Below are 13,100 nucleotides of genomic sequence, written 5' to 3'. Positions count from 1 at the left end.
CCCCTCGGATTCGGCGGCCGACACCCGGAGCGGCGAAACTCAATCTCACGCGAGCGCCATGATGACCTGTTTTTGACAGGGGGCATTTCGGGCTGGCCGGACTCTAGGCGAACAACTTTTCCTGCCGCGCGAAGCTGACGAATAGCGGCAACCACGGGCCGTCTGGACTGCCCGGCTGGGCGCGTACGCCGAAGCCATGACCGCCGCGGGCGAACAGGTGGGTCTCGACCGTGACCTTGGCCGCCACCATGGCGTCGCGAAGCCGTACCGTATTGGCGACGGGCACCAGGTCGTCGTCCTCGGCGTGCACCAGGAATGTCGGGGCCGCCGCCGAGGTGACATTGAGGTCGGGCGACCACTCGCGGATCTGAGCCGCCGTCGGCTGGCCGCCAAACAGCGACGGCGCCACGCCCCCGTAGGCGTAGGCGGGATCGACGCTTTGCACCGGATAGATCGGCGCGGTCAGCAGAGGCCTGGCGCTGAGCTGGTCCGTGGCGTCGACGGGCTTGTAGAGCGGCGTCGAATGGCGTGTCGCGAGCGTCGTCGTCAGAAAGCCGCCGGCGCTGAATCCCATGACGCCGACCCGCTCCGGGTCGAGACGGAAGCGCGGGGCGTTGGCGCGAATGACGCGCATCGCCCGCTGGGCGTCAGCCGGCCCGACAGCGGCCGGATCGGCCCAGCCGTCCCTCGCCAAACGATAGATCAGCACGAAACAGGTGACGCCCGCACGATTGAGGATGTCGGCGACGTGGTAGCCCTCGTGGTCGAAATAGTTCCATTCGAAGCCGCCCCCCGGGATGACCAGCATGGCCGAGCCATTGGGCTGGGCCGCCGGTAATGCGATCAGGTACGGCTGCGAGACGCCTTTCGCGCGCCGGCTGCTGTAGCCGGGGCTCGACGAGGTCTGCTCGATCTCCTCGGTCATGCCGGGATGCAGGGCGCCCGCCGGCGGCCGCGGCCACAGTCCAAGGACCTCGCCCGCGCCCGCCGTGCCTGACTGGGCGAACACCTTGGTCGCCGCGCCCGCGCCGATCGCCGACACGCCAGCCAACACCAAGGGCGATCGAACAAGATCGCGTCGCGAAAGGTTCATGGAGACTCCTGTATTGCGTCCAAACCCCACACGCCCTGGGGGAGGGCCGACGTCCCGACGACAACGTCGCCGGGACCGGTTTTACTAATCGCCGAGCAACGCCGCGTTGCCCCATGTCACGATCGTGGGCGCCTTGTTCTTGGTGGCTTTGCCGCGGGCCACCAGCTCGACGATCTTCACGCCGGCGATGTCGGCGCTTAGGGCCTGCGCCGCTTGACCGAAGCGGGTCGGCTTGGACGTCGCCAGGAGCTTGCCGTCTCCATAGACCGAGAAGGTCACGGCGTCGTCGGCGTCGAACGTCGAATCATCGACCCCGACCTCGGCGACGAAGCGGCGGAACTGGCCGTCGGCCCTGACCTCGAAACGTGAGTTGGCCAGGACGCCCAACCCCGTCTCATACATCCTGCCGTCGACGCGCAACGCTTGCCGATAGGGTGTGGCGTCGGCCTGGGCCCCGCCCCATCCGGTATAGGCGGGCGGTTCGCCGGTGTCGGTCGTGCCGCCCCAGGGGTTGCGCATGCGATGGATCGTGGGGTCGGGCTGGGGAATGACCACGCCGTCAACGGCCGGGTTCACGCGTCCGGGCATTTCCGACAGATAGAGGCCGTCGGCCAGGGCGCGCGTGCCGACGGCGTCGAAGACAAGCGTCTGGCGCGGATCGAGATGCACCTTCGTTTCACCGGAGAAGGCGGGCCGCGTCGCGCCGGTCCACAGGTCCTTGAGCGTGATCGGCGCCGCGGCGGCGAACTTCATGTGGCCGGCCGTCAGCGTCACCTCGGTCGGCGCGAGGCCGCGGTTGAAGATCGCCACCGCCTTGTGGCCATTGCTCAGCGTCTTGACCAGGATCTGGACGTCGTCGGTGTCATAGGCGAGCACCGCCTGGTTGCCCGCCGGGTCCTGATCGATGGCGATGAGGTCGCTGTTGCCCAGGATGTCCATCAGCGGTTGGGGCGCGTGCCTCAGGTCGTAGCCGATCAGAAGCGGCGCCGACAGCATCGCCCACAGCGCGAAGTGCGACTTCGCCTCCGTCAGATGGCGCTCGTCGAAGTCCCCATGACCGACGAACAGCATGTCCGGATCATTCCAGGAGCCGGGATGCGCATAGAGCGCGCGGTTGGCCGCGCTGTCGAAATTTGCCAGCATTCGCGTCCAGCTGGGCGTGATGTCATCACTGGTCCGCGACAGGTTGCCGACGTCCTTGGCCCAGGCGCGGACATCGGCCGCGCCCCACGCGCAGATCGAAAAGACATAGTCGCCGTCGGGATTGGCGCGCCGCAGGGCGTCGGCGACCTGCTGGTAGAGCGCGCGGACGGCCGGGATGTCGGTGCGGCGAATCTCCTTCACATCGATCAGGGGTTCGAGCGCGCGGTAACGGCCTGACTTGACGCCCTCGCTGTCGGGGCCGAAGGCGCGGATGCCGCAAGCATCGACCTTGATGTAGTCGAACGCCCAGTCCTTGAAGTAGAGTTCGATGTCCTGTTCGATATGGCCGTGCAGCCCGACCTCGCGCTCGGCGACCGTGCCCTCGGGCAGGTTCGGCGCATTCGGCGCAAAGGCCTGCGAACAGTTATTGGCGCCGATATCCGAATAGATGCCGGCCTTCAGGCCCATGGCATGGATGCGGTCGGTAAACGGCTTGAAGCTGGTCTGTTCGGGGCCGCCCACCGCGGCGGACGGAAAGATCGAGGCGCGCACGATCATGCGGCCGTCCGTGGTCCGCCGCTTCAGCCACCAGCCGTCGTCGATGTTGATGTAGCGGTAGCCCTTGGCGGCCAGTCCGCTGTCGACGATGGCCTTGGCGGAATCCAGAACCTTGGCTTCGGTGACGTCCGTGTGGAAGGCGTTCCACGAGTTCCAACCCATGGGCGGCCTTGCCGCCTGGCCCGTCGTCACCGCGGTCCAGTGACCCGTTGGCGCCAGCGGGTCGGTCGCGGCATAAGCTCCGCCGCCACAGCACAGCGCCAATGCGAGACAGCCGATAATTCCTCGAACGGAACGCCTCATTATTACCCCACACTATTCTGTTGAACTATTCTGTTGAAACGTCGCCGACTTCGCTGAAGGCTGGCCCTTCAGTTGTGGGCGATGGTCTGGGAACGGCTTTACTCGCAGGAAGCTGGGAAGAGCCGCGCTAAAGGCTATCGCTGTCCTGGGCGCCGTTGGTGGAGCGCCTGGCCCATCGGGGACACGGCCGTGGCGTACGCCAACGCAGCGACAGGGCAGGGGTCGCTACCCGCCAGCGACCGAGCCGCTGTCTTTCCGGCCGCGTTGTCAGGCCCATGTTTCCTCCCCATAGCGTTCATTGACCAGACTCTCGCCAGCCTAACCCTATCGCTACCGCCGGCCCCCTCGAAAGGCGGCACCGCAGCTTTCTTATTTATCGTACAATAGCAGACCGGCTTGACGCCATGATTTCCTGGTCAAACTATTTTTATACATGAGAATGCGCTCTTTGCGACACGGTGCGGCCGCCCGGCGCGCCTATCCGGTCCCGGTCAGCGCCGCCGCGATGGCGCGAGCGACCGGAAAGGCCGGGTCCAGCGGTCCTTGGGGCTGAAGCGCCGGCTGGGCGATGAAGCGCGCCTGCGTCCCGTGGTGCGGCTGGGCCGCGTGGACCAGGAACGGGTGGCACAGATAGACCGTCCCCGCCGGTCCGGTCGCGGCGACCTCGGGCCGATGCGCCGACTCCGCAAAGCCGTCGGCGGCCAGTTCGCCCAGCGTCAGGCCCGCCTCGCCGGCCAGGGCCAAACGCCGGGCGATGTCGCGATGCGAACCGGCCCGGATCCGGGTCGGGGCGTCTGCGGGGCCGACATCCGAGAACAGGAACAGCATCAGCAGCGCGCGCCCACGCGAAGCGATGTTGGCGCGCCACTGCAGGAAATTCGGGTCTTCGGTCCCGAAGCTGACGTCGATGTGCCAGCCGGCGTCGCCAGGATCCTGGGGTGAAGGGAAGCGGACCGGGAAGGTCCCGAGCGCGCCCAACGGCCGCCAGCGGCCCGGGCCGACCAACTGATCGAACGCGGCGGCCAGGGTGGGCGCGTCGGCGATTTGTCGGAACGGCGGCTCGGCGTGCAGGCCCAGGCGAACGACAGGCCGGGTCCAGGTCGCCGGATCGTCTGGATCGCAGCCGGTCTCGCGCCACAGGATGGCGCGGCACGCCCCGGCCAGGTCAGGGGAAAAAGCTTCGTCGAGACGCACGAAGCCGTCGCGGACGAACCGCTCGATATCGGCCGCACCCAGCGGGCGGGGCTGTTGATGGGTCATGATGGAGTCAACGCACAGGGTGCGACCGCCCAGGGGGCGGCCGGCGAAGAGGGCAGGGCGCGAAGGCTCGCGCCGGCGAACCCGTCCGGCAGGGACGAAGACGGCTAGCCCAGCGGAAAGCGCGTGCGGATCATCATCATGGCGGCAGGTTAGACCATGGGCGGCGACGTCGGCAAACGGGAAGAGGGTGGCGTCGGCATGGACGGCCCAAGGTCCGGTCGTCGGCGGCCGGTCAGTGGCGGCGAGTGGCGCTGCGCAGCCTGGGAAGGGGACATGCCGACCGGCCTCGGTCCGTCCTTCAGGTCGTTCCATCGATATGGTATTGCGAATAATTATCAATTGCGATAATCGGCCCGCCTTTGTTGGGGCATGGAGCGGGCGTGGTGAATTTTCGTGGACGTTTGAGACCTTCGGTGGCGGCGCTGGCCTTGGCCGCCGGTCTGGGCGGCGCCTGTCCCGCGGGGGCGGTCGAGGCGAGCGACGCCGAGCTGGCGGCGGCCGGGGACGAGCCCGACCTTACCGTGATCGTCACGGCCCGCGCCCGTCAGCTCTATCGCGCCCAGGAGATCACCAGCGGCAAGCTGGCGACCGCGCCTCTGGAGTCCAGCCTCAACATTCAGGTGCTGAACGCGGAGCTGATTCGCGACCAGGGGGCCCGCGACGCCCAGGATCTCTATCGCAACATCGCCGGTGTCAGCCTGTTCTCCTACGCCGGGGTGACGGCGCGCGGCTTCCGCCAGGAGGAGATTTTCTTCGACGGCCTGCGCGGCGATCCCTACGTGGCCTTCTCGACGCCGCTGCTGTTCAACGTCGAACGGCTAGAGTTCCTCAAGGGGCCGGCGGGCATGCTGTACGGCCCCGGCGCACCGGGCGGCCTGTTCAACTATATCACCAAGACGCCGAAGGAAGCGTTCTCGGCGCGGGCCACGGCGGTGGTCGGGACCGAGGCGCGGCATGGCGGCTCGGTCGAGCTCGAGGGTTTCCTGTCGGGCGACGCGGCGCCGGCCAGCCGACTGGGCGTGTTCTATGAGGACCGCAACACCCCGCGCCGCAACGCCGGCAGCGAGGTCCTGATCCTCGACGGCGGCGTCCGTACCGATCTCGGCCCGGCCGCCCTGACCGTGCAGGCCACGCGCTACGAGCAGAACCTGCAAGGCAACCGCCTGCGCGGCGTGCCGACCGACAACCTGGGCCGCTTCCTCGCCGACCGGCGCTGGAACCACAACGAGAAGAGCGACTTCCTCGACCTGACGGCCGACGTGCTGCAGGCGCGGGTCGAATGGCCGGTTTCTGAAAGCCTGAAGGTCGACGCCGGCCTGCGCTATTCGAAAAGCCTGGAGCGCCAGCAGTATCACGAGCCCCGCGGCCTCGCCGACAGCAACGGCGACGGCGTGCTGGACCTGTCGCGCCGCGAGTTTCGCGACCAGGAGCGCGATCTGGACCAGTTGAGCTTCGGCGCCAACGCCGTCTGGTCACGCGACCTCGGTTCGGTGCGCAATCGCGTGCTGGTGGGCGTCGACGCCTACCGCAGCGAGCTGATCAACAACAACCGCCCCTCGCTGCTGGGCGGCTTTACCGCCGTGGCTGGCTTGCCCGCGCCGCTCAGCCTGACCCATCCCGCCTACGGGGTGACCGATCCCAAAACCTACAGGCTGGGCGCGCGGGTGCGCACCTCGGCCGTCCAGGAACGGTCCGGCGCCTATCTCCTGGAGGAGGCGACGGTCGGGCCGTTCATCGCCACCGCCGGCGTGCGCCTCGACCGCTACGAGGACACGTCCGACGCCAGTGTCTTCAAGGACGACAAGGCGACGTGGCGGGCGGGCCTTGTCTGGCGCGCGCGTCCCGACGTTTCGGTCTATGGCCAATGGGCCCAGAGCTACGAGCCGCAGAGCGTCTCCAGCCAGGATCCCCTGGCCGGCGGCCCCTTCGCGCCCACCGAGGGCGAGATCCTGGAAGGCGGCGTCAAGACCGAGCTGCTGAGCGGTCGCCTGCAGACCACGCTGGCCGCCTATGAGATCGTCCGCAGCAATATCCTGCAGAGCGACCCGCGCGGCGACGTCGGTGGCGACGGCGTCAACGACATGGTCGCGTTCGGCGAGGTGACCAGCAAGGGCGCCGAGTTCGATCTGGCCGCCGATCTTACCAACAACTGGGTGCTGACCGCCTCCTACGCCTACAACGACACCCGTATCACCAAGACCAACAGCAAGACGGTGATCACCAACAGCGTCGGAGACCGTTTCGCCAACGCCCCCAGGCACAAGGCCGGCTTCTGGACCCGCTACCAGTTCCCCAAGCTGGGCCTGGCCCTGGCGCTGGGCGGCGACTATGTCGACGTCCGCACCTCGATCAGCGGCCAGAAGGTGCGCCCCTACACGGTGTTCGACGCCTCGGTGATCTACAAGGCCGGGCCCTGGTCGACGCTCTTGCGGGTCGACAACCTGTTCGACGAAACCTACGCCGCCTCGGGCTTCATCGACCGCACCGGCCACTTCCCCGGCGAGCCGCGTTCGGTGTTCCTGGAGGTCTCGCGCGAATGGTGAGCCTCGAGCGCGCGCCGGTCCAGACGGGGGTGGCGCCAAGGCGCGTGGCCAAGGTCAAGGGTTCGCGCCTGTGGTGGCGCGTGCATCAGTGGGTGGGGCTGAAGCTGTCGATCCTGCTCGGCTTCGTCTTTCTGACGGGGACGATCGCGGTGTTCGGCAATGAGATCGACTGGTTGCTGCGGCCGCCTCTGCGGGTTGACCCGGCGACGGTCGAGGGGCCGCTGGCCTGGTCGGCCGCCGCCCGCAACGTCTCGGCCCTGCATCCGAAGGCCAGAATCCTGCTTCTGGATGCGCCGATCGACCGGGGTTTCGCCATGATCGCGACGATCCAGGGGCGGGACGGCCGACGCGGCTTCGTCTATCTGCACCCTTCGACGGGCGCGGTGCGGGGGGAGGGCTCCTGGGTCGGGGCCCAGCGTGTCTTGCGCAACATGCACCGGCACCTGAACCTGCCGACCAAGGTCGGCGTGCCGATCGTCTCGGCCCTGTCGGTCCTGCTGCTGATCAGCCTGGCGACCTCCTTGGTCGTCTACAAGAAATGGTGGAGAGGCTTCCTGCGGCCCGTGCGTTGGCGCGACGCCCGCACGGCCATGGGCGACCTGCACCGCCTCGCCGGGCTGTGGAGCCTGTGGTTCGTGGCCCTGATCGGCGTAACCGGCCTTTGGTACCTGGCCGAGAGCACGGTGGCCAAGGCGCCGCCAGCCCCGCGCGCCAAGGTCGTCGCCGTCAAGCTCGACGCGCGCGGTGTGGCGGACCGGCTCGAGGGCAATCTGACGGCCGCCCGGGCGGCCTATCCGGACCTGCGCATCCAGCGCATCGTCTTTCCGTCCGGCAAGGTCGGCGCCTTCCAGTTCCAGGGGCAGAACAGGGCCGTGCTGGTCCGCGAGCGCGCCAATGTCGCCTGGACCGATGCGGCCACGGGCAAGGTCGTGCTGACGACCGACGGGCGTGACCTGACCGTCCACCAGCGTATCTCCGAAATGGCCGACCCGCTGCATTTCGGCACGATCGGCGGGGTCTGGACCAAGTCGGTCTGGTTCGTTTTCGGCCTGGGCCTGACGTCCCTGGCCGTGTCGGGCGTGGCGGTCTACGCCCTGCGGCTGTCGCGCGAGAGCAAGGTCTCGGCCGGCTGGGCCAACGCCTGGCGCGGAATGGGGGTCTGGCGCTGGCCCGCCCTGGCCGGGATCGGGGTCGTCCTGGCGCTGCTGCCCACGCTGTTTCGAGCGGCCGGCGGAGACTAGGCGCCAAGGATCCGCCGGCCGGACATGACCCGCGGAAGGCGGCGGACTTAGCGCGATGGCCCGCTTGAGGCGCCGGTGGTCAGGCTTTGCCCCGTGCGGCGGCGCCGGGGCCGGAGCGAAGGCGAAATCCCCGCAGCCTATTGCCGGCTTCGTCGCGTGATCGGAACCTTGGTTCAGCCAAGATCGTCATTGTCGAGGGGGCCGTTGAAACAGAGTCGCGCCGAGATCGTCGCCTTCGTCGGTGGCCAGATCCTGCCGCACGAGGCCGACGTGCGGGCTTGGCTGCGCCGCTCGGGGAGCGTCGCCGCCGACATCGACGACGTGATCCAGGAGACCTATTGCCGCCTGGCCGCCCTCGACAGCATCGTCCACATCACCAGCGGCCGCGCCTACTTCTTCCGGACCGCGCGTAACATCGCCATCGAGAAAATTCGACGCGCGCGCATCGTTCGCATCGACTGCGTCACGGAAATTGACGCCTTGAACGTCGTAGATGATGAGCCTTCTCCGGAACGCGTGGTCGCCGGGCGTCGCGAACTGGGGCGAGTGCAGCAACTGATCGAGGGACTACCCGAGCGGTGCCGACAGATTTTCACGCTTCGCCGGATCCACGGCCTGTCGCAGAGGGAGACCGCGCTCCGGCTGGGCGTGACCGAGAACGTCGTGGAAATGCAGTCGGCGCGGGGCTTGCGTTTAATCCTGCGGGCCTTATCGGAGGCTGCGGCACAAGATCATTCGGTGGTCGGCAAGGCTCATGAACTCCATTCCGTCCGCAAGCGAGATTGACGAGGAGGCGTCCGACTGGGCCGCCCGCGTCGACGCGCGTGACCTGGACGTGGAGCATGACCCCGAGCTGCAAGCCTGGCTGAAGGGCGACGCGCGCCGGGCCGGGGCGCTGCTGCGCGCCCAGGCGGCGATCAGCTTCCTGGATCGCGGCCGGGCCCTGGCCGGCGCCGCGCCGCTGGTCCAGGCCGTTCCCGTCGCCGACCGTCCCAGCCGTCGCGCCCTGATCGCCGGAGCGGGCGGGGCGGCGGCGGCCGCGCTGGTCGGAGGGATCGGCCTGTGGACCGCGCGGCCGCAGCGGCTGGACACCCGCCTGGGCGAAATCCGGCGTGTGCCGCTGGCCGACGGCTCGCTGGTGGCGATTAACACCAAGACCGCGCTGGAAGTGGCGATGAAGCCCAACTCGCGCCGGGTCGTCCTGAAGGTGGGCGAGGCCTGGTTCCAGGTCGCAAAGGATCCCGAGCGTCCGTTCGTCGTGGCGGCCGGGCCCGTCCGAGTCCGCGCCGTCGGCACGGCCTTCTCGGTGCGGCGCGGCGACGAGGCCGGGGCCGGCGTCGACGTCATGGTCACCGAGGGCGTGGTCGAGGCCTGGGTCGAAGGGGATCCGGCGCCGCGGCGGCGGATGTCCGCGGGCAGCCGCATCATTCTGGCCAGCGCCGTTTCGCCCACGGTGGCGGAGTCGCCGTCCGAGATCGAGCGCAGCCTGGCGTGGCGCAATGGCGAGATCGCCCTGGATGGCGAGAGCCTCGAACAGGCCGCGCGGCTGTTCAATCGCTACAACAGCCGCCAGATCGTCATCGAGGATCCGGCCTTGGCGCGCGAGCGCTTCGTCGGTCTGTTCCAGACCAACGAACCCGAAAGTTTCGCCGCCGCGGTCGCCGCCACCCTGGGCGCGGTCGTCAAGGATGACCCCGAAGTCATCCGGATCAGTCGCGCTCACATTTCCTGAATTTGTCGTTTCGGCGCTATGATTGAATGTAATATTGCTCATTCATTGTGGCGATATGAGCAAATCTGTGCCTTCCGTCACGTATACTGACTCAGTATAGGCGGTTGCGATCGTCTTATTGTCCTCCGGCGTTTGTGGCGGAGGTGTTCATGAAAATTCAAGATGGCGGGCGAGATCCGATCGGGATTTCCGCGCGGGCGGATGATCTTGCCGGCCCGCACGCGAAACGGGCGCCCAACGCCAAAGCTGGCGCGAAAGCGGGCGTGTTGGGCCGTGACCGGACCAATCGCGCAAGGGGGCACCGGAAATCGGCGTCCCATCCCTCGTCCTGTCAGGAGGCCGCGAGCGGCGGACCTCGGAGCGATGGGGGATTGCCTATGCGTGACTGGACGAACCGTTCCACCAGGGGGCGGTTGCTGTGCGCGGCCTCGGCCGTCTGGGCGTTGAGCGCGGGCGCGGCCCTGGCCCAGGCCATGCCGTTCAAGATCGAGGCCCAGCCGGCGGCGGCCGGCATCCGCCAGTTCGCGCGCCAGGCCGGCGTGCAGATCCTGGTCCAGTCGGACGCGGCCCAGGGCAAGCGCACGGGATCGGTGCGCGGCGCCCTGCCGGTCGATCGCGCCCTCGAACAGTTGCTGTCCGGCACCGGACTGACGGTGATCTCCAACGACGGCAAGACGATCATCCTGGCCCCGCCGCGCACGGGCCTGATCCGGACCGGGTGGTCCGGCGCGGTTGGCGGCGTCGCGACCGCCCCGCCCGAACCCGCCCCGCCGCCGGAGCCCGAGACGCCCAGCATCATCGACGAGGTGATCGTCACCGGCACCCGCTCGACCTCGCGCACGGTCACTGAAAGCATGGCGCCGATCGATGTCATCTCGGCCGCCGAACTGACCAAGAGCGGCAAGCAGTCGACGCGTGACCTGATCTCGACCCTGGTGCCGTCGGCCAACACCTCTAACAGCGGCGCGGGCGCCAGTTTCGCGATCAAGACCGTGTCGCTGCGCGGCCTGTCGGCCGACCAGACCCTGGTGCTGGTCAATGGCAAGCGGCGGCACAACACCGCCATCCTGTTCGTCAACGGCACGACCCAGAACGGCCAGTCTCCGCCGGACCTGGACCTGATCCCGTCGGCCTCGATCGAGCGGATCGAGGTGCTGCGCGACGGCGCCTCGGCCCAGTACGGTTCGGACGCCCTGGCCGGCGTGATCAACATCATCCTGAAGAAAAGCCCCGAGGGCGGCTCGATGTCGGCGCTCTACGGCAAGACCGCCGAGGGCGACGGCGAGACCGGCCAGTTCTCCGGCAATATCGGCCTGAGGCTCGGCGATGCCGGCTATCTGAACCTGACGGCCGACGTGCGGATCACCGACCCGACCGACCGCGGCGACAAGACCCTGAACACCACCCAGATGTATTTCCCACTGAACGCCCTGGGCCAGCCGGTGCGGGTGGGCACGGCCGGCGCGACCCCGGATCCGCGCGAGGCCACCGCCAACCGCCACACCAGCCATCCCGGCTCGCCTCAGGTGCAGCTGTTCTCGCTGGGCTACAGCGCCGGCTCGCCCATCACCGACGACATCAACCTTTATTCCTTTGGCACCTTCTCCAGCCGCAACACCGCCGCCTGGCTGACCTTCCGCAACCCGAACGCCAGCAACAACATCACCGCGGTCAATCCCGACGGCTACACGCCGCGCCTGTTCCTGAAGGACCGCGACTTCCAGGCGGCGTTCGGCGCCAAGGGCGCGGGCCTGCTGGGCTTCGACTGGGATCTGTCCACGACCTTCAGCCGCGACGACGTCGACTATTACGAGAACTCGCTGAACGCCTCGCTGGGCCCGGCCAGCCCCACCTACTTCTACATCGGCGCGCTGAAGTTCCAGGAATGGACCAGCAACCTGGACCTGACGCGTGAACTCGACACCGGCGTCTTCGCCGAGCCGCTGTTCGTGGCCCTCGGAGCGGAATATCGCGACGACAAGTTCGAGATCGTGGCCGGCGAGCCGGCCTCGTACATCAATGGCGGCTATGTCGCCCCGGCCGGCAGCCCGCAGGCGGGCGTGGTGTTCGCGGGCGGTTCGCAGGGCGTGACCGGCTTCCCGCCGTTCTCGGCCGGGTCGTTCTCGCGCGACAACATTTCGGTCTATCTGAACGTCGAGCAGAAGGTGACCGACAAGCTCGAGTTCGGCCTGGCGGGACGCTTCGAGCACTATTCCGACTTCGGGAACGCCAAGACCTTCAAGCTGTCCAGCCGCTACGCGATCCTGCCCAGGCTGGCGATCCGCGGTACGGCCAGCACGGGCTTCCGCGCGCCGTCGCTGCAGCAGCAGCACTACGCCTCGTCCAGCACCATCGGCGTGATCGTGCCGCCGGCGACGACGACCCAGCTCTATCCGGTGCAGTTGCTGCCGCCGGACAACCCGGCCGCCATCGCCCTGGGCGCCAAGCCGCTGCGCCCCGAGAAGTCGGTGAACTACTCGGTCGGGATCGTGGCCCAGCCGATCTCGCGGATGAATGTCACGCTGGACGTCTACCAGATCAAGATCGACAACCGCATCCTGCAAAGCGGCACGCTGGGTCCGAACGCGGCGGTCAGCAACGCCCTGGCCAGCCAGGGACTGAACCCGCAGCAGGCGGCCTTCTACTACGGCAACTTCGCCGACACCAAGACGCGCGGCATCGACTTCGTAGTCGACTACCGCACCGACTTCGGCGACTTCGGCGCGGTGCGCTGGACCTTCTCGGCCAACCGCACCAAGAACGAGTTCATCCGCGTCGTGCAGCCGCCGGCGGCCTTGGCGGCGGCGGGGATCGTCTATATCGACCGGGTGAAGATCGGCGACCTGACCGTCGGCACGCCCAAGGAGAAGTACATCCTGGGCGCGGACTGGACCCTCGGGAAGTTCGACACCAACCTGCGCCTGACCCGCTACGGCGAGGTCGTCCAGCGCACCGCGCTGGCGGCCAACGACGAGACCGTCAGCCCCAAGCTGATCGTCGACCTCGATCTCAGCTACGCGGCGACCGACAACATCACGCTCAGTGTCGGCGCCAACAATCTTCTGGACGCCTATCCCGACAGCGTTCGCGCCGCCAATCGCGGCACGCCCGCCTTCGCTTACTACAATCAGTACTCTCCGTACGGGATCAGCGGCGGCTTCTACTACGCCCGCGTCGCCGCTCGGTTCTAGGCTTGTGACCGGTCCGGGCGCAGGCCCGGGCCGGTC

8 protein-coding genes are annotated in these 13,100 nt (G+C 68.1%); 5 read left to right on the top strand and 3 right to left on the bottom strand.

Features of this window, described 5'->3' with window-relative positions; genetic code table 11:
• Window positions 1-103: 103 nt before the first annotated feature.
• The 3 genes from AC07NX_RS18545 to AC07NX_RS18535 form a co-directional block, all read right to left on the bottom strand.
• Window positions 104-1,093 carry an alpha/beta hydrolase gene (locus tag AC07NX_RS18545; RefSeq protein WP_494643782.1) on the bottom strand — a complete coding sequence of 330 codons (990 nt, stop codon included), beginning with the start codon at window positions 1,091-1,093 and terminating at the stop codon, window positions 104-106.
• 84 nt (window positions 1,094-1,177) lie between these two features.
• Window positions 1,178-3,097: an NPCBM/NEW2 domain-containing protein gene (locus AC07NX_RS18540; protein ID WP_494643780.1), complete on the bottom strand. Its 1,920-nt coding sequence runs from the start codon at window positions 3,095-3,097 to the stop codon at window positions 1,178-1,180.
• Between the two features lie 477 nt (window positions 3,098-3,574).
• A complete protein-coding gene (locus AC07NX_RS18535; protein ID WP_494643779.1) occupies window positions 3,575-4,357 on the bottom strand; it encodes a phytanoyl-CoA dioxygenase family protein in 783 nt (260 codons plus the stop codon).
• A gap of 413 nt (window positions 4,358-4,770) precedes the next feature.
• Here AC07NX_RS18535 and AC07NX_RS18530 point away from each other — a divergent pair, with 413 nt between their 5' ends.
• The 5 genes from AC07NX_RS18530 (at window position 4,771) to AC07NX_RS18510 (ending at window position 13,064) form a co-directional block, all read left to right on the top strand.
• Entirely contained in the window at window positions 4,771-6,900 is a 2,130-nt protein-coding gene (locus AC07NX_RS18530; RefSeq protein WP_494643778.1) for a TonB-dependent siderophore receptor, read from the top strand.
• A complete protein-coding gene (locus tag AC07NX_RS18525) occupies window positions 6,894-8,141 on the top strand; it encodes a PepSY-associated TM helix domain-containing protein (RefSeq protein WP_494643776.1) in 1,248 nt (415 codons plus the stop codon). Before AC07NX_RS18530 ends, AC07NX_RS18525 begins: the two co-directional genes overlap by 7 nt.
• Window positions 8,142-8,345: 204 nt before the next feature.
• The gene (locus AC07NX_RS18520; RefSeq protein WP_494643775.1) at window positions 8,346-8,927 is read left to right on the top strand and encodes an RNA polymerase sigma factor; all 582 of its coding nucleotides are present in this window, start codon (window positions 8,346-8,348) and stop codon (window positions 8,925-8,927) included.
• On the top strand, window positions 8,896-9,873 hold the full coding sequence (locus tag AC07NX_RS18515) for a FecR family protein (protein WP_494643774.1): 978 nt from the start codon (window positions 8,896-8,898) through the stop codon (window positions 9,871-9,873). The genes AC07NX_RS18520 and AC07NX_RS18515 overlap by 32 nt, the downstream gene beginning before the upstream one ends.
• A 377-nt stretch (window positions 9,874-10,250) precedes the next feature.
• On the top strand, window positions 10,251-13,064 hold the full coding sequence (locus AC07NX_RS18510) for a TonB-dependent receptor domain-containing protein (RefSeq protein ID WP_494643773.1): 2,814 nt from the start codon (window positions 10,251-10,253) through the stop codon (window positions 13,062-13,064).
• The last annotated feature ends 36 nt before the right edge of the window (window positions 13,065-13,100 follow it).

Source organism: Caulobacter sp. GW821-FHT09A05, from assembly GCF_059418465.1.
The sequence above is the reverse complement of the archived record's forward strand: the minus strand, read 5'-3'. Positions and strand labels throughout refer to the sequence as shown.